Genomic DNA, 22,565 nt, shown 5'->3' on the forward strand with positions numbered 1-22,565 from the left:
TTCGTTAGCCGACATAACTTCGAATGAGTGAGCCTGCGACAAGGTTCCAGCCATCCACCAGCACGAAGAAGATCAGCTTAAACGGCAGTGAAATCACGATGGGCGGCAGCATCATCATACCCATGGACATGAGGACCGAAGCGACCACCATGTCGATGACGATGAACGGCACGAAGAGCAGGAAGCCAATTTCAAAGGCGCGACGCAACTCTGAAATCATAAAGGCGGGCACCAGAACTGTAATGTCCAGCTCTTCAGGATTGTCAGGAATTGGCGTTTCGGTAAGGTCCAAAAATAGCTGCACATCTTTGTCGCGCACATGTGCCCGCATAAATTCATGCAGGGGGGCGATGGCTTCTGGAATGGCATCTTCGATCTGTAGATCACCAGCTACCAACGGGGCGATGCCCTGATCGTAGGATTGCTGCAAGGTGGGGGCCATTACAAAGGCAGTGAGAAACAGCGCCAGTGAGATCATCACCGAGTTTGGCGGCGCCGTTTGCAGGCCGATGGCCGTACGCAATAGCGACAACACCACGACGATACGTGTGAATGAGGTGACCATCACCAAAATAGATGGGGCGAGCGACAGAATCGTGATGATCCCGATCAGCTGTACCGCCCGTTCCGTCAGGGTGTTTTGGTCGTTAAAGTCAATGGATATATCTTGCGCGAAGCTGGGGAACACAAAGAGTGCCCCCACCAACAGAATCACAAAGCAGAAGCTGAATGATTTGACGCTGAACCATGCAAAAGATTTAAGCCGTTCAGCCGTAAACAATTGGGCCGGCGGCGTGGCCGCCAGCGCGCTGCGCAAACTAGTCTTGTTTGACTTTGTCTTTCCCATTGTCTGACGCAGTGTCGGCTCCTTCATGCTCACTTTTTGGAGCATTTTCGCTGGCCAATTTAACTGAGTCGGCTGGGGCTTCCTCGTTTTTGTTCGCAGAAACTGGGCTATCCACGTCTTTTTGCTTGTGGTTGCCCCGCAAGAGACCGGGATATTTGAGGGTTTTCACACCCGTATCAGTTGGCTTTTTAGCCATCTCTTGCAGCTTTTCGATGGGTGCGATGTTGGGCATGGGCGCAACATTGTCGCCGCCAGTTTGCGGCGCAGGCTCTTTCACCTGTGGTTCAACACGACCTTCGAGCGGAGAGATTGGCGTGGTGCGTGACGGGCCCGCTGGACGCGGTTTCGCGATGATGCGCGGCGTTGGCTTTAGCCCTTCTTTTGTGGTTTCCACCGGTGCTTTTACCTTCGCATCTTCTTGAGATGTTTCAGCTTTCGCCGTCATTGGATTGTGCTGTTCCGCCTCATTTGGATTTTGAAATCCGCTTTCGATCAACACATCATTTGGACCGCCGATCAGAATGAGGTGCTCAACATCGTCACGACGTACGATCACCAATTGGCGTTTATTGTCGACTGGTGCAGATTGCAAAACGCCCAAACGCCGCAATTTGGAACGCACACCGTCGCGACTTGCGCGGAATGCAATCTTAATTAGCCACACCACCAAAATGATGGCCAAGATTGTGATAAAGAGCCCGCCGATGACGATGGCAATATTGCCCAATTCGTCGCCCAAAATCTCAGTTAAAAAACCCATTATTGCCTCTTATTTCGTCTTTTAAGTTGTGTGGCATATGCAAAGTATCTGGTCAAAATGTGGTGATCAGGACTAATCGCAAGAAAAGTTTGATGGCAAAAAATGCCTAGTGCAAGCCCAGCTTGGCCGATTGACACATTTTGAAACGTGTTTGATCGCATTTGTTGAAAATTGCACAGATTATTAACGCAGCGTTAACCATTTGCCCGGCAATATCTGCCTAGTATATGAGCGAGGTTGGTATGTCGATTGCAAAGCTGCCCTTATTTGAAGCGTTAACGCAGAAAATGAAGTGGCACCAGACGCGGCAAACATTGTTAGCAGAGAATATCGCCAACGCGGATACACCAGATTATCGCGGACGGGATTTGAAGCAGTTTGACTTTGCACAGCATCAAGCTGATTTGAAAATGAGCACAATGTCCACTCGCGCCACCAATGCGCGCCACTTTTCGGTGGTGGGGCAAGGTGGCGATGGCTTTGGGCCGCGGCAAATGAATAATTTCGAAATTACGCCAGAAGGCAACGGTGTGGTGCTGGAAGATGAGATGATGAAAGTCTCCAGCAACCAAATGGACTATCAAGCGGCGACAGCTGTTTACAAACGCTCATTGCGGTTGATCAGAACTGCATTGGGCAAGCAGTAATTTTAAGAGGTGAGTGATGTCTTCTGATTTTATGAATTCGCTAAAAATCGCGGCCACCGGCTTGCACGCGCAATCCGCGCGGATGCGCATCATCGCCGAAAACATGGCGAACTCCAGCTCAGCGGCGAAAGAGCCAGGGGCTGATCCTTATCGACGTAAAGTGCCGACATTTGAGGCGGTCTACAACAATGAGTTGTTGGCCAATGAGGTGAAGATTGGCCGCGTGGCGTATGACCAAAGCGATTTTCAATCTCGCTATGAACCGGGTCACCCGGCGGCGGATGAGCGCGGATATGTGCTTTATCCAAACGTGAATAGCTTGGTGGAAACCATGGATATGCGCGAAGCCCAGCGTACATATGAGGCGAACTTGAATGTGGTGACCGTAACCCGGCAAATGCTGGGCGGCACATTGGACATTCTACGCGGATAATTCGGGAAGGGCCGAGCTGCGCAAAATTGGGGAATGGCGCGCAGTTTAATGCCAAACATATTGGGGAAATTTTATGAGCGTACCATTTGCAGCAGCGTCTAACGCTTATGCCAGCGCCGCGCAGTTGGGCAACACTGGCCAACAAGGTTCACAATTGGCGCAAAAGCCAACGGGTGGCCCAGACTTTGGCGACATGCTGACCCAATCTTTGACAGAAGTGGTTGAATCAGGCCGTGTGGCGGACCAAAAGGCCATGGATCTTGTGAATGGTGAGTCCAACGTGGTTGATGTTGTGACCGCGATCTCGGAAACTGAGATTGCGATGGAAACGGTGGTGACGATTCGCGACAGGGTGATCACCGCTTATGAATCAATCATGCAAATGCCAATTTAACATCGCTTAATTTGGCATAATTAGGAGGCGTTGTTGACCGGCGCGCAAGTTCTCGACGTTGCACAAGATGGCATTTGGACGCTGATATATGTTTCGGCGCCATTGATGATTGTCGGCCTTGTGGTGGGCGTTGTGATCGCCCTGTTCCAAGCCTTGACCCAAATCCAAGAGATGACTTTGGTTTTCGTGCCGAAGATTTTGGCGATTTTTATCACCATGCTGCTGATGCTGCCCTTTATGGGTGCGCAAATGTCTGGCTACATGAATCGGGTGGTTGATCTGATCATCACTGGTGGGTAGCCATGGATCTAAGCATCAATTGGCTGCCGCAAACGGTTCTGCTTTATTTCTTGATTTTCGCCCGGTTGGGCACATTGATCATGTTGATGCCGGGCTTTTCGTCTAGCCGATTGTCCGTGCGGATGCGTTTGGCGTTGGCGTTGACTTTTACATTTGTGATGTATCCGCTAATTTCGCAAACCTATCCGCAAGGCAATTTAGCTTTTTATCCGATCTTAGCCCTGTTGGCCTCTGAATTGGCGGTGGGGCTGGTTTTGGGCGGTACGGCGCGGCTTTTGACTTCTGCTGCGCAGGTGGCAGGGTCGACCATCGCGTTTCAGACAGGTTTATCCTTCGCACAAACATCTGACCCGACACAGGGCGGTTTGCAGGGGGCGATCTTTGGTAACTTTATCGCCGTGCTGGGCGTTACGCTGATCTTTTCCATGGATCTACACCATTTGGTGTTGGCGGGCATCTATCACAGCTATGAGATTTTTACGCCGGGCGCGCCGATCATGTTCGAAGATGCTGGCTCGATGGCATTGGAGGTGATTTCTTCCAGCTTCGTGGTTGGGGTGCAAATGGCGGCGCCCTTTATTGTGTTTGGCTTGGTGTTCTATTTCGGCCTTGGCCTGCTGGCGCGGTTGATGCCGCAATTGCAGGTGTTTTTCATCGCAATGCCGGCCAATATTGCGCTCGGGCTGTTGATGTTCGCTTTGCTGCTAAGTGTGATGATGGCGCTTTATGTTGAGCACCTTGAAAGCTTCTTTATGGCTCTTGTTGGAGTGAGATAATGGCTGACGAACCGGACAAGTCCGAGAAAACCGAGGACCCCTCCGAGAAAAAGCTGCAAGATGCACATAAAAGAGGTGATGTGGCCAAAAGCCAGGAGCTGACCACCTGGTTTATGATGTTGGGCACGGCATTGATTTTCTCATTGATGGCGCCGATCACTGTTGGGTCGCTGACCGACATGTTGAAAAATGTGATCGCCAATGCGGACCAATATGAGATTGGCGAATCCGGTTTTGCAGGCTTTTGGAACGAGTTGGCGGGCACTGTTTTGCTGGTGGCGTTGGTGCCGCTTTTGATTTTGGCTGGCTTCGCCTTAGCTGCGAATTTGGTGCAACACCAACCTGTTTGGTCGCTTGATCCACTAAAGCCGAAATGGTCAAAAGTGTCGCCCCTCGGGGGCGCGAAGCGCTTGTTCTCCAAAGATGCATTGGTGAATTTTGCCAAAGGGTTGGCGAAGCTTTCAATTGTGTCGATCATCATGTTTTTGGTGATGTGGCCGGAGCGTGATCGGCTGGATACGTTGGTGACTGCTGATCCGGCAACCTTGATGCTGACTTTTCAGGAAATGGGCATAAAAATCATCTTGGCGACGCTGGCGGTTATCACCGTGGTGGCCGGGCTTGATTTTATGTATCAGCGCAACAAATGGTTTGAAAAACAAAAGATGACCATGAAAGAGGTGCGCGACGAATATAAGCAAATGGAAGGCGACCCGAAGGTTAAAGCCAAATTGCGCCAAATCCGCTCTGAGCGTGGACGGCAGCGCATGATGCAAAATGTGCCGGATGCCAGCGTCATCATCACCAACCCGACCCATTATGCGGTGGCTTTGAAATATGAAAAGGGTATGCCGGCGCCGATTTGCTTGGCCAAGGGCGTTGATAAAGTGGCGTTGAAAATTCGTGAACTTGCCAATGAACATGACGTGCCGATTGTTGAGAATCCGCCGTTGGCGCGGGCATTGCACGCCACGGTAGATATTGAAGATCCGATCCCATCAGAGCACTTTAAAGCGGTGGCGGAAGTGATTGGCTATGTGATGCAGTTGCGCCGTGTGCGCTCATGGAGCGCCAAATCGTCATAAATTTGCATCGCAGCGGGCAAAAAGCCAAATATTTCGCCTCCTTCACTTGTGGTTGGACGCAATTGGCGCAAAGATTTATGAAGGGTTAATTTTGGTGATTCTCGGCGCCAAGCAAGAGTAGTGTAAGAGGGCATAGACTATGGCGGTGACCCCGCTTCAAGAGGACACATATCCGCAACCGGCAGTGAAAAAGTCTTTGGGCAATCCCGGACTTTGGCGCGTTGTTTTGTTGACGCTCTTTTTCGTCGGCTTGGCGGTTGTCTATGCTTTTTATGGAGATCAAATCTCAGCCGATATTTTGATGTTGGTGCTCGGATTGTTGGCCGTTTTGGGCGTTTTCAGCCTGTTCGGTTTGGCGGCGGGGCTGTTCCGTCTGTCGCATCATGATGATGGCCCAGCCCTGCAAAATGCCATTGTGGATAGTCTTGATTATGGCGCCGTGGTTTCCGATCGCGAAGGGCGTATCGTTTATGCCAACGCTGCTTACGGCGAATTGGTGGCGGGGCTCGACCGCACGGCATTGGCCAGCGTGCCGCGGCTTTTTGCCAGCGCGCCAGAAGCCGCTGAGCCGATTTATCGCCTGTCCCGTGCGGCGCAAGAGGGACGGCGCGGTGTTGAAGACATTCGTCTGACCACTTCTTTGACTGGCGAAACGCCAGATATGCCCATTTGGTATCGCGTGCGCGTGCAGTCGCTTCCAGCGGTGGATCAGGCAGCGGGCAAAGATTTGGTGATGTGGAGCGTGGAAGACATTTCACGCGACCGGGCCAAGCAGGAAAACATTTTCTTGGAATTGCAACGGGCCATTGATTATCTCGATCATGCGCCTGCGGGCTTCTTTTCGACCAATGGCAGCGGGCAAATTCAATATCTCAACGCCACTTTGGCCAACTGGTTGGGCTATGATTTGGCCGAGTTTGACACGGGCTCCATCCATTTGTCTGAAATTGTGCGCGGCGATGGTTCTGGCTTGTTGTTGGGCGGCTCTGCTGATGGACAAATCAAAACTGAAATCATCGATATTGATTTTGTAAAACGCGACGGCACCAACTTGCCAGTGCGCTTGTTGCATCGCGCGGCGCGGCTTGCAGAGGGTGATTTGGGCGAAACCCGCACCCTTGTGCTTGATCGTTCTCGCGGCGCTGATTTGTCTGAAGAGTTGCGCACGGCGGAAGTGAAGTTTTCGCGGTTCTTTAACGACACGCCATTTGCCATTGCAGCTGTGGATTCCGAAGGGCGCATTTTGCGCACCAACGCGCCGTTTATGCGCACATTCGACAATGAGCGCGGTGAGCGCGCTACCGATCATTTACCGCTGTTTGATTTTGTGGCGGATGAAGCCAAGCCAAACTTGTTGACCGCATTGGAGCAGGCAAACGCTAACCACTCGACCATTGAACCTGTTGACGCGGTGCTGAAAAGCGACAATGAACGCAGTGTGCGACTATATGTTTCGGGCATTGACGATCCTGATGAACATGGCGAGAGTGCTATTGTTTATGCGCTGGATACAACGCAACAACGTGTGCTTGAGCAGCAGTTTGCGCAAAGCCAGAAGATGCAGGCGGTTGGGCAATTGGCGGGCGGCATTGCGCACGATTTGAACAATATTCTGACGGCCATTATCGGCTTTTCTGACTTGTTGCTGCTTAATCTGCGCCCGAACGATCCATCGTTTAAAGATACGATGGAAATCAAGCAAAACGCCAACCGAGCGGCAGGGCTGGTGCGGCAATTGCTGGCGTTCTCCCGTCGGCAAACTTTGCGCTTAGAAGTGCTTGAAGTGTCACTGTTGGTGGATGATCTAACCGTGCTGTTTAAGCGCTTGATTGGCGATAGCATCAGCCTCAGCGTGGAACATGCGGCGGAGCTTTGGCCAGTGCGTGCGGACCATGTGCAGCTGGAACAAGTGGTCATCAATCTGGTGGTGAACGCGCGTGACGCGATGCCGGATGGTGGCGCAGTAAATATTCGCACGCGCAATGTGGGCGAAGCCGAGGCCGCGACCTTCAATTATCGCGGTATGCCCGCAGCGGATTATGTGCTGATCGAAGTGCAAGACACCGGCACGGGCATGACGCAAGAGGTGATGGACAAGATTTTTGAACCATTCTTCACCACCAAAGACATTGGCAAAGGCACAGGCTTGGGTCTCTCCACCGTTTATGGCATTGTGAAGCAAACAGGCGGCTTCATCTATGCAGATAGCGAATTGGGCCGCGGTACGACGTTCCGTATCTTCTTGCCGAAATTTGCACATGTGGCGAAAGAAGTTGTTGAGCGTGTGGCGACCCAACGGCGTGATTTGACCGGTAAAGAGCGCATCTTGATCGTTGAGGATGAAGATAGCGTGCGGGCATTTTCTGCGCGAGCCTTGGCGTCTGCTGGCTATGTGGTGCATGAAGCGGATAGCGGCGTGGAAGCGCTGGAGGTTTTGGAAGAAATTGACGGCGAGATCGAATTGCTCATCTCTGACGTGGTGATGCCCGAAATGGACGGGCCGACATTGCTGGGCGAAATGCGCCAGCGTTATCCTGATATCAAGGTGATTTTTGTATCGGGTTATGCTGAAGAAAATGTGCGCAAGGGTCTTGAAGATGATGTAAGCGTCGAGTTTTTGCCGAAGCCGTTTTCTCTAAAACAGTTGGCGGCCAAAGTGAAAAATGTGTTGGCGGGTGAGACTGGCGATGAAGGCGATCTCGATTAGGCTTTGTGCATAGTGATTCTGCGCTCTACGTGTTTTGGCGTAACAATTCTAAGTTGAGCGCAGTTGTAACTAACCCACATGGATAATTTGCATGTGTTTTAGATCAAAAAAAGAACAAACCTGAAAAGCGTATATATTGCAGATATTTATATCGGTTGACAAAATGGTGAAAATATGAGAACAAATATAGTACAAATTATATTTTCACCCGGGCCCGAATAAATTTGCATGGGACCTTGGACTTTGGAATAAGGAGAGGGCATATGGCAAATTCACAACTTCGCGTGGTCGAAGGGGGATCTATGGATAAGAATAAGGCACTTGAAGCCGCGCTCTCTCAGATTGAGCGAAATTTCGGTAAAGGCTCTGTTATGCGGTTGGGTGAAAACTCCGCCGTGGAGGTTGAATCTATCCCAACCGGGTCTTTGGGCTTGGATATTGCATTGGGCATTGGCGGGTTGCCGCGTGGCCGTGTGATTGAAGTGTTCGGGCCAGAGAGTTCTGGTAAAACAACTTTGACACTTCATGCGATTGCCGAAGCTCAAAAAGCTGGCGGCATTTGTGCCTTTGTGGATGCTGAACATGCGCTCGATCCAGTTTATGCCCGCAAGCTGGGGGTGAACATTGATGATTTACTCATTTCGCAGCCTGACACTGGTGAGCAAGCGCTGGAAATCGCGGATACATTGGTGCGCTCTGGTGCGATCGATCTTTTGGTGGTCGACTCCGTTGCGGCGCTAACGCCTAAAGCTGAGCTTGAGGGTGAGATGGGCGATAGCTTGCCTGGTTTGCAAGCGCGCTTGATGAGCCAAGCGATGCGCAAATTGACCGCATCTATTTCTCGTTCGAAAACCATGGTGATTTTCATCAACCAAATTCGGATGAAGATCGGCGTGATGTTTGGTTCACCTGAAACAACAACCGGTGGTAACGCGCTGAAGTTTTACTCTTCTGTACGTTTGGATATTCGCCGCATCGGCGCGATTAAAGATCGCGACGAAGTGGTGGGTAACCAAACACGGGTGAAGGTGGTGAAGAACAAGCTTGCCCCTCCATTCCGTCAGGTTGAGTTTGATATTATTTATGGCGAAGGCATTTCTAAAACTGGCGAATTGCTCGACTTGGGCGTGAAGGCTGGCATGGTTGAAAAGTCTGGGTCTTGGTTCTCTTATGACAGCCAACGTTTGGGGCAGGGCCGCGAAAATGCGCGTCAATTCCTAAAGGATAACCCGCAGATTGCCTATGAGATTGAAAGTGGCGTGCGCGAGAGCGCCGGGCTTTTGACAGAGAATATGATTGCCCCACCGCAACCAGACAAAACTGAGGCTGATGAGAGCCTTGAGATTGTCGATAATTCCAACAAATAGATGTTGGAATAAATTGTCCTTGCTGACATTTAGGCGTCGAATTTATTCGGCGCCTTTTTTGTTTGTCTTGTGGCACTTTAACCGCCACTCAATTGCTGGACAGGGCGGGTTGTGGCGTGTAAAACCGCCTGAAGTTCTGACTTTTGTGCAAGGCCAATAGAGATTTATGACCAGCGTAAACGATATTCGATCCAAGTTTCTTGATTATTTTAGCCAGCATGATCACGAATTGGTCGAAAGCGCGCCATTGGTGCCGCGCAATGACCCAACTCTTATGTTTGTAAACTCCGGAATGGTGCCATTTAAAAATGTGTTCACCGGGGTAGAGAAGCGCGATTATTCCCGTGCGACGAGTGCACAAAAATGTGTGCGCGCGGGTGGCAAGCACAATGATTTGGATAATGTTGGGTTCACTGCTCGTCACCACACATTTTTTGAAATGTTGGGTAACTTCTCCTTTGGCGATTATTTCAAAGAGCAGGCGATCCAACATGCTTGGCAGATGGTGCACAAGGAGTTTGGTCTTTCAAAAGATAAGCTGTTGATCACGGTTTATCATGAGGATGATGAGGCTTTTGATCTTTGGAAGAAGATTGCGGGCCTGACAGATGATCGGATTATTCGCATCTCCACAAATGACAATTTCTGGATGATGGGTGATACGGGACCATGCGGCCCTTCTTCTGAAATCTTTTATGATCACGGCGATCACATTTGGGGCGGCCCTCCGGGAAGCCCTGAAGAAGATGGTGACCGTTTTATCGAGATTTGGAATTTGGTGTTCATGCAATATGAACAGCACACCAATGGCGACCGCACAGATTTGCCACGGCCTTCGATTGATACCGGCATGGGCCTTGAGCGGATTGCGGCCGTGTTGCAAGGCACACACGATAATTATCAAACTGATATGTTTAAGGCCTTGTTGGCTAGCGTCGCGGATGTGACCAACACTGATATTGGCGACAAGGGCGATCAAAGCCGCCGCGTGATTGCTGACCATTTGCGGTCTATGTCCTTTTTGATTTCCGAAGGTGTTTTACCCTCGAATGAAGGACGCGGCTATGTGTTGCGGCGGATCATGCGCCGTGCCATGCGCCACGCGACCTTGTTGGGTGCCAATGAGCCAGTGATCAACAAACTTGTGGGCAGCTTGGTGCGCGAGATGGGGCAGGCCTATCCTGAGCTGTCGCGCGGTGAGGCAATGATCAAAGAAACGATCAAACTTGAGGAAGAGCGCTTCCTCAAAACCTTGAGCCGTGGCCTGCAAATTCTTGAAGATGAAACTGATGAACTAAATGAAGGCGCGACTCTCGATGGCGCGACCGCATTTAAGCTTTACGACACTTATGGTTTTCCGCTGGATTTGACCCAAGATGCGTTGCGTCAACGCGGCATCAATGTCGATCAAAAAGGCTTTGACGATGCGATGGCTGCACAAAAGGCCGAAGCGCGGAAGAATTGGTCCGGTTCGGGCGATGCTGCATCTGAGGCGGTTTGGTTTGCCATTGCCGACCAGAAAGGCACCACAGAGTTTCTCGGCTACGAAACCGAGCAAGCGGACGGTGAAGTTGTGGCCATTGTGAAAGATGGCGAGCAGGTTGAACAGTTAGCAGCTGGCGAGAGCGGCATTTTGGTGTTTAACCAGACCCCGTTTTATGGCGAGAGCGGTGGCCAGGTTGGCGATACAGGTCGAGCTTTTGAAGAAGGCGTTGCTGCTACAATTTCCAACACCACAAAAAGTGCGGGCGTATTTGCGCACCATGCCAAAGTAGACGAGGGCACTGTGAAGGTGGGTGATGCGTTGCATCTGAGCGTTAATGATACGCGCCGTCAGTCGATTCGGGCCAATCACTCGGCAACTCACCTGTTGCATGAGGCGTTGCGCGAAACATTGGGTGACCATGTGGCGCAAAAGGGCTCTATGGTTTCGCCTGATCGCTTGCGTTTTGACTTTTCGCACACCAAAGCGGTGGGCGTTGAAGAAATGCAGAAAATTGAGCAAATGGCCAATGCGGTTATTTTGCAAAATAGCCCTGTTGAGACCCGTTTGATGGCGGTTGATGATGCCATTGAAGCGGGCGCGATGGCGCTCTTTGGCGAGAAATATGGCGACGAAGTGCGCGTTGTTTCGATGGGCAAGCCGCTCAATGACAATAAATCAAACAGAGCCTATTCAATGGAGCTTTGCGGTGGCACCCACGTGCGCGCCACTGGCGAGATTGGCGTGGTTGCTGTTGTGGGTGAAAGTGCGGTGGCTTCTGGCGTGCGCCGGATTGAGGCACTGACTGGTGATGCAGCGCGTGCCTATTTTGCAGAGCAAGAAGCGCGGGTGCGCCAGATTGCGGATCGCCTAAAGGTAGCGCCAAAGGACATTGTCACCCGCGTGGATGCGCTGATTGACGAGCGCAAGCAGCTTGAAAAGCAATTGGCAGAAGCGCGGCAGAAATTGGCTATGGGCGGCGGCGCCGGTGGCGGCAGTGAGATCGAGAAGGTTGGTGATATCAACTTTATGGGCCGGGTTGCTGAAGGCTTGCCAAGCAAAGAATTGCGCGGGCTAGTGGACCAGGGCAAAGATCAGATTAAATCTGGCGTTGTGGCCATTGTTGGCATTGGTGACGATGGCAAGGTTGGCGTTGCTGTGGGCGTGACCGACGACTTGAAAGACAAGCTTAACGCAGTTGATTTTGTGAAGATTGCTGTTGAGACACTTGGCGGAAAAGGGGGCGGTGGTCGCCCTGATATGGCGCAAGGTGGCGGACCAAATGCAGACAAGGCACAAAATGCTATTGATGCGGTTCGCGCTAAACTGTCCAACTAAAATTTGTTGGAAATCAATTTGAAAGGGCCGCCCTATATGGGCGGCCTTTTTTGCGATTAGCTGATCAGCAAATTGCTTAGCCTGTCTTTAAGCACGCCTTTATCATCAGGGAGCAACGGACCCATTTCGATATAGCTCAGATGTTTTTCAATGATGGGCTGTAGCGGTTCAGCAAATAAATCTTTGTTCGCGGCAACCAAATTTTCCATGCATTGTACGATTGTCTCTTGAACTTCAAAAATCTCGACGCCATCGCGCATCACTGGGACCAGCAATGTTTGTAGGATTTGGTTGAGCGGAACGGGCGCAATCCAGAGATGTTCGAATTTTGGTGTATCGAGCTCTTCGGGTTCAATGTGTAACAGAATGCGTAGGCCGCGATTGAGACAATCCATTGCCGTGCCGGGATCGTTGATGGCTTTGGAAAGGGCGCGGGTTGCTGTTTCCGACAAAACGATAAACCCGAACTCTGGGTCTTGCGCGAATGTACGCTCGTTGGCCAAGTGAAAAGTACGTTGCACCTTGTCTATTTCGTCATCGTCCAGCTTTGTCGAACACCAAGCAAGCGGCAAGGTGGGGCATGCAAAGGCGCCAGGCTGCGCTGTGAGAAAGATACGCTCATCGCGCGCCTCGGCAAGCGTATTCAGCGCGCGCAGATCCACATGCTGAACAAATTTCGGCTGTGCGGCATAGATTGGCATCCAATCAGCGGTTTTTAGTTCTTCCTCCCGATATTGATTGCAGCCTAAATGCGGATCAACTTGCCAGTTCTCGAGTGTGGAGAGCGTTGCTTTTTCTACACGATCTAACGTGTCTGGGATGCGCCCAAAAACACGAAGCAGGTCGATCCATCGGATGAAGGAGGTGAAAATGATCACCAAGATCAACAGCGTCATGGCCAATAGAACGATGCGGCCACCTTGGTCATATACGCCCATGTGCAAGGCGATGATGCCGACCAAAGCGAAGATTAATGACCCTAGAAATGTGGTGAGCACATTTTGTGAGGTTTTATCGCGTAGCAATAATTGGGTGGCACGGGGCGTGGTGGACTGGGCGGCGCCGTTCATCGCATTGGCCATGATGCCCAAAGAGAAAGTGGAGACCGCCAGCATTGACGACGCGATGATGTTGAGAATGGGCTCAACAGATTTTGCGCCAAGCTCCCAAATCCATGCCTCCGGCAAAATAGGGCGCAGCAGAATAGCCGCCAATGCGGTGATGATGGCCAAAAGAGAAAATGCGGTGAGTCTGATCCAAATTTCAGAGAGCAACCGCTTGAACAAGAAATAGAATTTGGACGCAAACATATAGACCACTTTCAGCAGGTTGGCGGCTTAGATATGGCCAGTTTAGCTGGCTTATGCCGAGCTGAAAATGGGCATGTGCAACTAAATTCGTTTAGATTGCAGCGCCTTACCGCGCGTCCAGGGCTGGCTTGAGCACCTCAAGTCGATTGGTCCAGATATATCCGTCGAAGTTCTCCGGAATATAGTCCAATTGATCAAGCTGATCGATGCCGGTGGTGCCTGATTTAATGTCGGTTAGGTCCATGGGACCAAGCAAGACTAGGCGTGAATTATGCTCGGCAAGTCTTTTGGTGAGGCGATGGGGCCAACCCCACATGGCGGGGGCAATGTTGGCTGGAACGGAGACCCATTTGTTGTGGCACTCTTCCGGCACATGGCCCGACCAACCGAGAGCGATATATTTCAAGAGGCAGGCCTTGGTGTCTTGTTTGCTATAGCCACCGAGGTCTGGCCTTTTGGCAATTGTTTCGGCAACGGGGCGTGCGCCGCCATAAACAGCAATGGTCATTTGATTGAGCTTTGGATCATTTTCAAAATAGTCGAGCAGCAATTTTGCTTCTTCAGGATCGTCACTTTTGAAATTGATCAGCAATTTGGCGTCTGATGGCTGAACGCGCTTGATAAACTCGCTTAGTTCATAGAGTTGGCCAACAAATTTGCCGCGGAAAGGGAAGGTTTTTCCCTCGTCTGCGGTGTAGCCATAGCCCACATCGAGTTGGCGCAGATCTGCCATCTTTTTGTCGCGAATGGGGCCCGTGCCATTGGTGCGGCAATCTAATGTCCAGTCGTGGAAAACGGCCAGTTTATTGTCCATCGTTGGGGCGATGTCGATCTCGACAATATCTGCACCTAGTTCAATAGCAGCATTGGTGGATTCTGGTGTGTTTTCTAGATAATCATGGCTGGGCGGGAATATGCGCTCGGCTGTGCAGGTTTGGTTGGTGAGGCCTTCACGATGGAATGTTTGGTGCAAGCCGCGATGGGCGATAAATTCAAGTTTCCCATTTGAGGATGGGCCTGCAATCAGCGAGCTGTTCCATGCCCATAGGCCAGTAATGGCACCGATAAACCCTAAAACAACCCAATATCTTTTGCGCATGGAACCCCCAATATTTGCTTGCTGCAGCATCTATTTGCGTGCATTGCGGGCAAAATAGGGCAGAGATGGAAAGAAAAGGGCGCTGAGATGCAGCGCCCTGACTGTTCTAATGAACGGTGACTTCACCGCCACTTGAAGTGTTATTGCGTGTCTCTGCTGGTGAGCCGTAAATGTTCACATCTGCGCCAGAGCTGGCATCGGCTGCCGCTTTGTCGCTGGCGAAGGCACTTACATCGCTACCAGAAGATGCGGAGATTTCGACAGAGGTACATTCTAGATTGCGTGCATCTAGGTCGGACCCCGAGCTAGCCTGCAGGTCAGCATCGCCGCATGTGCCAGCGAGTTCGATATCTCCGCCGGCGGAGGCGCGCGCCTTGATTTCATTTACGCTCAGGTCTTTGCCGTAGAAATCGGCTCCAGCGCTGCTGTGTACGCCTAATCTTTCAAGGTCAAACCCTTCAAGATAGAGGTCTGAACCGGCGGAAACATGCGCATCTGAAATGGTTGGCATTTGGATGCGCACTTTCGGTGAGGGGCTGCTGAACCAATCTGTAAGGCTTTTGAGGAAGCCTTCTTCTTCACGATCAATTTTAAGCGCATCGCCGCTTTGTTTGATATTCAGTGTTTCCAGTGTTTTTGCGTCTTTTGCCTCTGCGGTTATTGCAAAGCTGTCACCATAGGTGATGTAGGCATCAACTGCTTCTGAAACGTTGACGGCGGAAAAATCTTTAAAATCATAAGTGCGGGTTTCCTGCGCAAATGCAGGCTGGCTCGCAACGGCAAAAGCGCCGATGGCCAAGCCAAGGGCAGCTAAATGAGTGGACTGGGCAAAATTTGATTTTTTGGCAATGGTTGTCTGGGAGGGACGAAACATAAATTCACCTTGTGTTCGATTGTCCTTCAAATATTGGGCGGATATCTGCGCATACAAGGGAAGATGCTGAGATTTCGTAAGAAATTTTTGCGACACAATTCTAAACAAAGAAAAGGCGGCGAAGACAAATGCTTCGCGGCCTTTCTTGAATCAATATATGAGCTTGGTGCTCTATTTACTCATAGCTTTTTGAAGGTTCTCGTCAATAGCTTCCAAGAAACCAATTGTTGAGAGCCATTCTTGATCTGGGCCAACCAACAAAGCCAAATCTTTGGTCATTTGGCCACCTTCGATGGTGTCCACAACGGTTTTTTCCAAAGTTGCAGCAAAGTTTGCCAAAGCTTCATTGTCGTCCAATTTCGCGCGGTGGGCGAGGCCACGTGTCCATGCGAAGATAGACGCTGTTGAGTTGGTTGAAGTGGCTTCACCTTTTTGGTGCTGACGATAGTGACGTGTCACTGTGCCGTGCGCCGCCTCGGCTTCCACTGTTTTGCCATCTGGTGACATCAAAACAGAAGTCATCAAGCCGAGTGAACCAAAGCCTTGTGCCACTGTGTCTGACTGTACGTCGCCATCATAGTTTTTACAGGCCCAAACATAGCCGCCAGACCATTTAAGCGCAGAAGCAACCATATCGTCGATCAAGCGGTGCTCGTACCAAATTTTGGCTTCTTCATACTTGTCTTTAAACTCAGCTTCGTAGACTTCTTGGAAGAGGTCTTTAAAGCGGCCATCATAGGCTTTCATGATGGTGTTTTTAGTAGACAAGTAGCAAGGCACTTTGCGGTTCAACGCATAGTTCATGCTGGCGCGGGCAAAATCACGAATTGAATCGTCCAAGTTGTACATGGCCATTGCCACGCCTGAGCTTGGAGCATCATAGACTTCGTGTTCGATCTCTTCGCCGTCTTCGCCTACAAATTTGATGGACAATTTGCCTTTGCCCGGGAATTTAAAGTCTGTCGCGCGATATTGGTCACCAAATGCGTGACGGCCAACGATGATTGGCTGTGTCCAGCCTGGAACCAAGCGAGGCACGTTGCGGCAGATGATCGGCTCGCGGAAAATAACGCCGCCCAAGATGTTCCGGATGGTGCCGTTTGGCGAGCGGTACATACGCTTCAAGCCGAACTCTTCAACCCGGTCTTCATCTGGGGTGATGGTGGCACATTTAACGCCAACGCCGTGCTTTTTGATGGCGTTTGCAGCGTCCACAGTGATTTGGTCATCGGTCGCGTCCCGCGCCTCAATGCCCAAATCGTAATATTCGAGATCGATGTCGAGATAGGGGTGGATCAGTTTGTCTTTAATGAATTGCCAGATGATCCGTGTCATCTCGTCGCCGTCGAGTTCGACGACAGGATTGGTTACCTTAATTTTGCTCATGAGAACTCCGCAAAGCTAAAAGTTGGGAGGCCCGCCTTGCTTAAGACGGGTGTTCAGCGCCCCTATAGCATTTGTGGGGGAAAAGGCAAAGACTGATTGGTGCACAAATGGCATGATCAAATGCGCTTGACGGATGTGTAAATACACGGCATGAAGTGGGCATGAACGAAAAAGCGATTTTGGAAATGGAGAGATGTGTGCTGCGCAATACGCGTGCAGCCTCGCGCATGATGACGCGCAACTTTTCGCGCCGCTTGGGGCGGTTTGAGATCACCACCGAGCAATTTTCGCTGATCGCGTCGCTGGCCGGGGCAGAGCATGATTCCGTTTCGGCGCTGGCTGACTATTTGGCGATTGAACGCTCTACCTTGTCGCGCAATCTATCGCTTCTGGAGAAAAAGGGCGTGGTGCAAAAGCGTGCCGCAGATAAGGGCAATGGCGTTATCTATAGCCTCACCGCAAAGGGGCAGGCGCTGTTTGAAGCAATGGTGCCGCATTGGCAGGCAGCGCAGGATGCAATTTTGGACGTGGTGAGCCGAGAGGAACTGGATGCTGCACTCAATGTGCTGAAGCGGGTGGCCAAATTGTAGCCATATTTTTTGCGCCTCAATGTGTATATACACATTTCGTAATTTTTGGGCTGTGTTTGGCGTTGTGTTGCTAGCCCAGCGGCGGCGGGCGGCGTGTCAGGTGTGTTGCGTTGAAGTGCCGGGTTAGCGGACGGGCGCGATAACAGTTGGTGAGGAATTTTGGGTTTTGCGCTGGCTTCAGGTCAGGGTGAAGCCCGGACTGGCAGGAATGCAGTTGGCGCAATGCGCCAGCTTACAAGGAAGGTGCGCACAAGTCTGTGTGCCTTTGTGTATATACACAAAAAGGAGAGCGAAATGCGTGTGAATAATGATGATCCGATTGTGGTGACGGGTATGGGGGCGGTGACGCCACTCGGTGTTGGGGTGAACACCAATTGGGACCGGCTGTTGGCTGGCAAAAGCGGCATCGTGAAGAATGATCGGTTTGATGTGACCGATTATACTGCGAAGGTGGCAGGGCTGGTGCCGAGCAAGGAGAAAGACCCACACGGGTTTGATCCGAACGACTTCATTGATTCCAAAGATCAAAAGAAGATGGATTTGTTTATTCAATACTCTATCGCGGCCACAGAGGAAGCGTTGCAGCAGTCAAATTGGGTGGCGGAAACAGAGGATCAAAAGGAACGCACAGCAACAATCATCGCCACTGGCGTTGGTGGGTTTCCTGCAATGACACATGCGACGGAAGTGATCCGCAATCGTGGGCCGCGCCGCTTGTCGCCTTTCACGGTGCCTTCCTTCTTGGGCAATATGGCCGCGGGGCATATCTCAATTCGACATGGGTTTAAGGGAGAAATCGGTTCGCCGATTACCGCCTGTGCCGCATCAGCACAAGCGATTGGCGATGGTGTGCGGTTGTTGCGTGCAGGTGCTGTGGACGTGGCCGTGTGTGGTGGCGCAGATGCCTGTGTTGACCCGGTGGCCATTGGCGGCTTTGGTGCGGCGCGCGCGCTCTGCACAAAATATAATGACCAGCCAGAAAAGGCTTCGCGACCATTCGATGAGGACCATGCGGGCTTTGTGCTTTCGGAAGGCGCCGCAACCTTGGTGTTGGAGCGTGAAAGCCATGCTCGGGCGCGGGGTGCGACCATTTTGGGCACAGTGGCGGGCTATGGCACTTGTGCGGATGCGTATCATTTGACCGCACTTGCGCCGGGCGGCGCTGGGGGCGTGCGCGCAATGAAATTGGCGTTTCAGGATGCAGGATTGGTGCCGGATCAAATTGATTATGTGAACGCGCACAGCACTTCAACGCCAGTTGGAGATGAGGCTGAGATCGCGGCCATCAATACAGTGTTTGGTGATCGCGGGAAATCGCTTGCCGTTAACTCAACAAAAGCGTCTGTTGGCCACTTGTTGGGGGCTGCTGGGGCGATTGAGGCGGTTTATTCGCTGATGGCCCTCAGGGAGCAAACTGTGCCGCCGGGCCTTAACATCGAGACGCCCATTGAAGCGGCTGCGCAATATGAACTGGCCAATGAGGGGCCGGTAAAGCGCGATATTGATTATGTGTTGTCCAACGGGTTCGGGTTCGGCGGCGTGAACGCCACGCTTATTTTCGCCCGTGAATAGTTTCCTGTAGATCTGCGGCCACCTTGCGGAATTGCCTGAAGGCGGTGAGGTGGCCATCATCTTCGAAGATGTGCAGCGTGCTGGCTGGAATTGCTTCATGCATGGTGCGGGCGAAGGCGAGCGGCGCAAATTTATCCTGCGCGGCAGCATAAAGATGGACGGGGCATCCAATGTCGTGCAATGCAAATCCCCATGGTTTGTAGCGCAGGTAACCATCTTGAGCGGGGCCTTTCGATCCTTGCGTGAAAGCTAGCTTAAGGTCTTCAACAAACAAATCAGCGAAGTTGTTGTCGGCCAAAATGGACCGATCCTTCTTGCTAAGAGATCCGCCTATGATCTTGAGAATAGATTCTTTTCCTTGTTTCAGGCGATGCCCCAAATAGGCGAACCCAAGGCCAAATGCCCAAGGAATATATTTGCTGAGCCTCAAGAATATGCGGTCTGCAGGCGCAAGGTGCTTTTGCAGTTCGACGTTGTCATGTATCGGCGCCCAGCCGACAAAACTGGCGCAGTAAGTCAGTCGTTCGGGCATTTGAGCTGCCGCTGCCAGCGCTGTCGATGCGCCGCCGGAAAGCCCCATAATGGCGAATTTATCTAGCTGCAACATTTCAGCCAGTTCCGCAACTAACTCAGCCTCTTTGGCAACATTTTGAATTTTTCGAAACGGTGTTTGCCCCATCCCAGGTCGGTCAAACGCAATGATCCGGATGTCCTGCTCCAAAGCTATGCGGTGGAATTGGCTTGCTTCCAAATGACTGCCCGGACAACCATGGCAATAGATCAATGGTTCGCCCTCTGGATTGCCATATGTTTGGTAGAATATGTCCGATAGTGCCGCCATTCTGCGCTCTCCAAATTTCATACTTTATATAACTGACTAGATAGTTATTTTAAAGGTGAATTGTTGTTAGGCTCTGGAGGTGGCGAGGGAGTTGTGACGAGGGCAGTGCCTCTCGCAAGTAAAGTGGAATGGCTGGTGTGCAGTGTGCCAACCAAGGATATGAAAAGTCTGTGGCGTTCGCAGCGACGCGTTTGAAGCGCACTTCTTTGAATGGAAGTAAGGGGATGCCAAAAAGCTAGCGCGGCAGGGTGGTGTCGCGCTTTCGTTGATGGGATTATTTCGGAAGGCGGCCGGTTAGGACGGCCATTAGCGTGCCCCATCCGGTGAAGGCCTTTTGGCCTTTGTCTGCCAAGGCGTAGTGATCGGGTTGATCATCGGCGCAGATTTCACGGCTGAGCGTCCAGCCGGTTTGATTGTCAAATAAGCCTTGGCCAAATGTGAAGTTTTCTGATTGTTTTGGCTTATGCCAAACAGACGAGCCGCAGGTGCTGCAAAAGCCGCGGCTGGCGATGTTTGATGATTTCCATTCTTCCACCGGGCCGTTGATTTCCACAATCTCGTCGCATACCACGCCCATCCAAAGCCCGCCACACCAATGGCGACACATTTCGCAATGACAGGCGCCATAGGTGTCTGGGGCTTTGACTTTAAAGCTGACGGCGCCACATGCGCATTTACCGGATTTGATTTTCTGATCTGTCATAGAATTTCTCTCGATAAGTATCCGGATAGATTATCGAAATAGGCGACTTGTGCAATCCTTTCGCTCTGCGATAATGGATATTCTGCTTGTGGATCAAGGCAATGGAAGGATGACAGGGGCGTATCGGCTGTTTAGATTGCCACTGAAGGTGAGGGCTTATGGACCATTCCAACTATGTGATTGATCAAATGATTTCTGCCAAATCCATCGCGGCACGCGTGGAGGAATTGGCTGAGGAAATCTCGGTGAAATATGCGGACACAGACAAGCTAGTTGTTGTGGGGCTTTTGCGCGGGTCATTCGTATTCATCTCTGACTTGGTGAGGGAGTTGGATTTGCCCGTTGAAGTCGATTTTTTGGAAACCTCATCTTATGGCAACAGCACCGAATCTTCGCGCGAAGTGCGGATTTTGAAAGATTTGCGTGGCGAGATTGAAGGGCGTGACGTGTTGGTGGTCGAAGATATTGTCGATACGGGCCATACGCTGAACCATGTGCTGCATATGCTGGAGTCGCGCAAGCCCAAGCGGCTGGATGTGTGTGCGTTGCTGGATAAGCCCTCGCGGCGCGAAGTGGATATTAGCGCGAGCTGGACCGGGTTTGAAATTCCGGACGAGTTTGTTGTGGGCTATGGCATTGATTATGCGCAGCGCAACCGCAATCTGCCCTATATTGGCAAAGTGCGGTTTACTGATTAGCCAGCCTGCTGGTCCGTTTTGGGCGGTGCCCATATTCTTTTAGATAAGCGCGTGAAAAGGCATCAGGCGCGCGATAGCCATATCTGCGGGCCACTTTGTCGATCCGCTCCCCGCGTTCGATTTCGGTTTTAGCCAACATCAAACGCCACCTGCGTAGATAGCTGCCGGGTGTTTCGCAAACAAGCTGAGCAAATAGCTGCTTGAAACGGCTGGGAGATAAACCAGCTTCTTGCGCAAGTGCCTCGTTGTTCCATAGCCGTTCCGGCCGTTCGTGAATGGCGACCAAGGCACGGCTGATCCTGTCGTCCGCCAGTCCGGCCAAAAAGCTAGGCTTGGCATGACCATTTTCGAGCTGATGCCTCAACAAGCGCACAACCAGAATTTCGCCATAACGTGCAATCACAACTTTTGCGCCACATCGATTGATTTGCACCTCGCTGGCAATAAGCTGAACCAAATGAGCCAAATCCTGATTGTCTTCGACCTCTAATGACATGCCGTGCGGCAGTGCAGCGGCTAAGGCGGGAGCGAGCTGATTAAACTCGATATAAAGGGCAAACAAAACATCGCCCGCCGTGCCAATATGTCCAACAGCATGAGGGTGAAGATAAAGCGAGATCTGTCCGGTTTTTTCATCTTTGATGGCAAAGAGATTGGCGCGCTTTGGCGCTTCAAGGCTTGCAGATATACGGAACGTCTCAATGAGGGTTGTCAGGCGGTCAATTTTTTGCATTTCGTCTTTCTGGTTGGAAAAATAAGACCAAGGCAACTTTATGTCCTGATATTGATGGGTTCAAGTCAATTTTTAGGAGCATGAAATGCTAATTCCTCGACAAAAAACTCATGATTTGAACGTTGCCACACTGGATCATGGTGATTTTCAGCTTTCTTCGGAACAGTCTGAGCGTGGCACGTTGATCTGCTTTTATCGTGGGTTTCATTGCCCAATCTGCGCAACCTACTTGAAAGAACTCGAGCGGTTGGTGCCGGAGTTTGAAAAGCGCGGTGTTGCCGTTGTCGCCATCAGCTCAGATGAAGAAGATCGTGCGCGGCAAATGGCGGACAAAATCAACGCCAAAAACCTGCGTATTGGCTATGGCATTGCACTGGAAGAAGCGAAGAAATGGGGCTTGTTCATCTCTCAATCGCGAGGGATGACTTCGATCGGCGTGGAAGAACCAAAACTGTTTTCAGAGCCCGGATTGTTTTTGATCTCTCCGGACATGAGCCTTTATTTCAGTTCCATTCAAACAATGCCATTTGTACGCCCAAACTTCACCGAACTGCTGGGGGCAATCGATTTCGTGGTCGAAAAGAGCTATCCTGCGCGCGGCGAATATCAGGGCGAAGTATAG

At 51.3% G+C, this 22,565-nt stretch carries 22 protein-coding genes; 13 read left to right on the top strand and 9 right to left on the bottom strand.

Translation table 11 applies throughout. From position 1 onward, the window contains the following. Window positions 1–4: 4 nt before the first annotated feature. Window positions 5–847 carry a flagellar type III secretion system pore protein FliP gene (gene fliP / locus ACP15Y_RS10355; RefSeq protein WP_424982988.1) on the bottom strand — a complete coding sequence of 281 codons (843 nt, stop codon included), beginning with the start codon at window positions 845–847 and terminating at the stop codon, window positions 5–7. After that, window positions 819–1,607 carry a flagellar biosynthetic protein FliO gene (locus ACP15Y_RS10360; protein ID WP_424982989.1) on the bottom strand — a complete coding sequence of 263 codons (789 nt, stop codon included), beginning with the start codon at window positions 1,605–1,607 and terminating at the stop codon, window positions 819–821. Before ACP15Y_RS10360 ends, fliP begins: the two co-directional genes overlap by 29 nt. Window positions 1,608–1,849: 242 nt before the next feature. Here ACP15Y_RS10360 and flgB point away from each other — a divergent pair, with 242 nt between their 5' ends. From flgB to alaS, 9 genes are all read left to right on the top strand, one after another. After that, window positions 1,850–2,254 carry a flagellar basal body rod protein FlgB gene (gene flgB, locus ACP15Y_RS10365; protein WP_424982990.1) on the top strand — a complete coding sequence of 135 codons (405 nt, stop codon included), beginning with the start codon at window positions 1,850–1,852 and terminating at the stop codon, window positions 2,252–2,254. A 16-nt stretch (window positions 2,255–2,270) separates the two neighbouring features. Next, window positions 2,271–2,687 carry a flagellar basal body rod protein FlgC gene (gene flgC, locus ACP15Y_RS10370; RefSeq protein WP_424982991.1) on the top strand — a complete coding sequence of 139 codons (417 nt, stop codon included), beginning with the start codon at window positions 2,271–2,273 and terminating at the stop codon, window positions 2,685–2,687. A 73-nt stretch (window positions 2,688–2,760) separates the two neighbouring features. Further along, on the top strand, window positions 2,761–3,081 hold the full coding sequence (fliE, locus tag ACP15Y_RS10375; protein WP_424982992.1) for a flagellar hook-basal body complex protein FliE: 321 nt from the start codon (window positions 2,761–2,763) through the stop codon (window positions 3,079–3,081). Window positions 3,082–3,114: 33 nt separating this feature from the next. Then, the gene (gene fliQ, locus ACP15Y_RS10380) at window positions 3,115–3,381 is read left to right on the top strand and encodes a flagellar biosynthesis protein FliQ (RefSeq protein ID WP_424982993.1); all 267 of its coding nucleotides are present in this window, start codon (window positions 3,115–3,117) and stop codon (window positions 3,379–3,381) included. Window positions 3,382–3,383: 2 nt separating this feature from the next. Then, window positions 3,384–4,157, top strand: a complete 774-nt coding sequence (gene fliR, locus ACP15Y_RS10385) for a flagellar biosynthetic protein FliR (protein ID WP_424982994.1) — start codon at window positions 3,384–3,386, stop codon at window positions 4,155–4,157. Further along, window positions 4,157–5,242 (top strand): flagellar biosynthesis protein FlhB, encoded by a 1,086-nt coding sequence (gene flhB, locus ACP15Y_RS10390; protein WP_424982995.1) that lies wholly within the window; start codon window positions 4,157–4,159, stop codon window positions 5,240–5,242. The genes fliR and flhB overlap by 1 nt, the downstream gene beginning before the upstream one ends. 145 nt (window positions 5,243–5,387) lie before the next feature. Continuing rightward, entirely contained in the window at window positions 5,388–7,949 is a 2,562-nt protein-coding gene (gene cckA, locus ACP15Y_RS10395) for a cell cycle histidine kinase CckA (protein ID WP_424983093.1), read from the top strand. Between the two features lie 263 nt (window positions 7,950–8,212). Next, the gene (recA, locus tag ACP15Y_RS10400) at window positions 8,213–9,316 is read left to right on the top strand and encodes a recombinase RecA (RefSeq protein ID WP_424982996.1); all 1,104 of its coding nucleotides are present in this window, start codon (window positions 8,213–8,215) and stop codon (window positions 9,314–9,316) included. A gap of 166 nt (window positions 9,317–9,482) precedes the next feature. Next, complete coding sequence (alaS, locus tag ACP15Y_RS10405) at window positions 9,483–12,137, top strand: alanine--tRNA ligase (protein WP_424982997.1); 2,655 nt, start codon at window positions 9,483–9,485, stop codon at window positions 12,135–12,137. Window positions 12,138–12,193: 56 nt separating this feature from the next. Here alaS and ACP15Y_RS10410 read toward each other — a convergent pair whose 3' ends face one another. The 4 genes from ACP15Y_RS10410 to ACP15Y_RS10425 all read right to left on the bottom strand — a co-directional run bounded on the left by ACP15Y_RS10410 (window position 12,194) and on the right by ACP15Y_RS10425 (window position 16,806). Then, window positions 12,194–13,447 carry a DUF2254 domain-containing protein gene (locus tag ACP15Y_RS10410; RefSeq protein ID WP_424982998.1) on the bottom strand — a complete coding sequence of 418 codons (1,254 nt, stop codon included), beginning with the start codon at window positions 13,445–13,447 and terminating at the stop codon, window positions 12,194–12,196. Window positions 13,448–13,553: 106 nt separating this feature from the next. Next, the gene (locus ACP15Y_RS10415; protein ID WP_424982999.1) at window positions 13,554–14,546 is read right to left on the bottom strand and encodes a glycerophosphodiester phosphodiesterase family protein; all 993 of its coding nucleotides are present in this window, start codon (window positions 14,544–14,546) and stop codon (window positions 13,554–13,556) included. Window positions 14,547–14,652: 106 nt separating this feature from the next. Then, complete coding sequence (locus tag ACP15Y_RS10420) at window positions 14,653–15,420, bottom strand: GIN domain-containing protein (protein WP_424983000.1); 768 nt, start codon at window positions 15,418–15,420, stop codon at window positions 14,653–14,655. A 171-nt stretch (window positions 15,421–15,591) separates the two neighbouring features. Next, on the bottom strand, window positions 15,592–16,806 hold the full coding sequence (locus ACP15Y_RS10425; RefSeq protein WP_424983001.1) for an NADP-dependent isocitrate dehydrogenase: 1,215 nt from the start codon (window positions 16,804–16,806) through the stop codon (window positions 15,592–15,594). 161 nt (window positions 16,807–16,967) lie between these two features. Here ACP15Y_RS10425 and ACP15Y_RS10430 point away from each other — a divergent pair, with 161 nt between their 5' ends. Next, a complete protein-coding gene (locus ACP15Y_RS10430; RefSeq protein WP_424983002.1) occupies window positions 16,968–17,396 on the top strand; it encodes a MarR family winged helix-turn-helix transcriptional regulator in 429 nt (142 codons plus the stop codon). 294 nt (window positions 17,397–17,690) lie between these two features. Then, a complete protein-coding gene (gene fabF, locus ACP15Y_RS10435; RefSeq protein ID WP_424983003.1) occupies window positions 17,691–18,968 on the top strand; it encodes a beta-ketoacyl-ACP synthase II in 1,278 nt (425 codons plus the stop codon). Here fabF and ACP15Y_RS10440 read toward each other — a convergent pair. Continuing rightward, a complete protein-coding gene (locus ACP15Y_RS10440; protein ID WP_424983004.1) occupies window positions 18,949–19,809 on the bottom strand; it encodes an alpha/beta fold hydrolase in 861 nt (286 codons plus the stop codon). The genes fabF and ACP15Y_RS10440 overlap by 20 nt on opposite strands. A gap of 274 nt (window positions 19,810–20,083) precedes the next feature. Next, on the bottom strand, window positions 20,084–20,512 hold the full coding sequence (locus ACP15Y_RS10445; protein WP_424983005.1) for a GFA family protein: 429 nt from the start codon (window positions 20,510–20,512) through the stop codon (window positions 20,084–20,086). 158 nt (window positions 20,513–20,670) lie between these two features. Between ACP15Y_RS10445 and hpt the strand changes: the two genes are divergently transcribed. After that, complete coding sequence (gene hpt, locus ACP15Y_RS10450; RefSeq protein WP_424983006.1) at window positions 20,671–21,210, top strand: hypoxanthine phosphoribosyltransferase; 540 nt, start codon at window positions 20,671–20,673, stop codon at window positions 21,208–21,210. On the opposite strand, the gene ACP15Y_RS10455 is transcribed toward hpt, so the two are convergent. Then, window positions 21,200–21,943 carry an AraC family transcriptional regulator gene (locus ACP15Y_RS10455; protein ID WP_424983007.1) on the bottom strand — a complete coding sequence of 248 codons (744 nt, stop codon included), beginning with the start codon at window positions 21,941–21,943 and terminating at the stop codon, window positions 21,200–21,202. The two genes, hpt and ACP15Y_RS10455, sit on opposite strands and share 11 nt — an antisense overlap. 85 nt (window positions 21,944–22,028) lie before the next feature. On the opposite strand from ACP15Y_RS10455, the gene ACP15Y_RS10460 reads away from it, so the two are divergent. Further along, window positions 22,029–22,565: a peroxiredoxin-like family protein gene (locus ACP15Y_RS10460; RefSeq protein WP_424983008.1), complete on the top strand. Its 537-nt coding sequence runs from the start codon at window positions 22,029–22,031 to the stop codon at window positions 22,563–22,565.

The sequence above is a fragment of the Maritalea sp. S77 genome, assembly GCF_049801075.1.
Classification (GTDB): domain Bacteria; phylum Pseudomonadota; class Alphaproteobacteria; order Rhizobiales; family Devosiaceae; genus Maritalea.

Coding starts and splice junctions, on each gene's coding strand:
- fliP (WP_424982988.1), bottom strand. CDS start 847: ATGGGAAAGACAAAGTCAAACAAGACTAGTTTGCGCAGCGCGCTGGCG.
- ACP15Y_RS10360 (WP_424982989.1), bottom strand. CDS start 1,607: ATGGGTTTTTTAACTGAGATTTTGGGCGACGAATTGGGCAATATTGCC.
- flgB (WP_424982990.1), top strand. CDS start 1,850: ATGTCGATTGCAAAGCTGCCCTTATTTGAAGCGTTAACGCAGAAAATG.
- flgC (WP_424982991.1), top strand. CDS start 2,271: ATGTCTTCTGATTTTATGAATTCGCTAAAAATCGCGGCCACCGGCTTG.
- fliE (WP_424982992.1), top strand. CDS start 2,761: ATGAGCGTACCATTTGCAGCAGCGTCTAACGCTTATGCCAGCGCCGCG.
- fliR (WP_424982994.1), top strand. CDS start 3,384: ATGGATCTAAGCATCAATTGGCTGCCGCAAACGGTTCTGCTTTATTTC.
- flhB (WP_424982995.1), top strand. CDS start 4,157: ATGGCTGACGAACCGGACAAGTCCGAGAAAACCGAGGACCCCTCCGAG.
- recA (WP_424982996.1), top strand. CDS start 8,213: ATGGCAAATTCACAACTTCGCGTGGTCGAAGGGGGATCTATGGATAAG.
- alaS (WP_424982997.1), top strand. CDS start 9,483: ATGACCAGCGTAAACGATATTCGATCCAAGTTTCTTGATTATTTTAGC.
- ACP15Y_RS10410 (WP_424982998.1), bottom strand. CDS start 13,447: ATGTTTGCGTCCAAATTCTATTTCTTGTTCAAGCGGTTGCTCTCTGAA.
- ACP15Y_RS10415 (WP_424982999.1), bottom strand. CDS start 14,546: ATGCGCAAAAGATATTGGGTTGTTTTAGGGTTTATCGGTGCCATTACT.
- ACP15Y_RS10420 (WP_424983000.1), bottom strand. CDS start 15,420: ATGTTTCGTCCCTCCCAGACAACCATTGCCAAAAAATCAAATTTTGCC.
- ACP15Y_RS10425 (WP_424983001.1), bottom strand. CDS start 16,806: ATGAGCAAAATTAAGGTAACCAATCCTGTCGTCGAACTCGACGGCGAC.
- ACP15Y_RS10430 (WP_424983002.1), top strand. CDS start 16,968: ATGAACGAAAAAGCGATTTTGGAAATGGAGAGATGTGTGCTGCGCAAT.
- fabF (WP_424983003.1), top strand. CDS start 17,691: ATGCGTGTGAATAATGATGATCCGATTGTGGTGACGGGTATGGGGGCG.
- ACP15Y_RS10440 (WP_424983004.1), bottom strand. CDS start 19,809: ATGGCGGCACTATCGGACATATTCTACCAAACATATGGCAATCCAGAG.
- ACP15Y_RS10445 (WP_424983005.1), bottom strand. CDS start 20,512: ATGACAGATCAGAAAATCAAATCCGGTAAATGCGCATGTGGCGCCGTC.
- hpt (WP_424983006.1), top strand. CDS start 20,671: ATGGACCATTCCAACTATGTGATTGATCAAATGATTTCTGCCAAATCC.
- ACP15Y_RS10455 (WP_424983007.1), bottom strand. CDS start 21,943: ATGCAAAAAATTGACCGCCTGACAACCCTCATTGAGACGTTCCGTATA.
- ACP15Y_RS10460 (WP_424983008.1), top strand. CDS start 22,029: ATGCTAATTCCTCGACAAAAAACTCATGATTTGAACGTTGCCACACTG.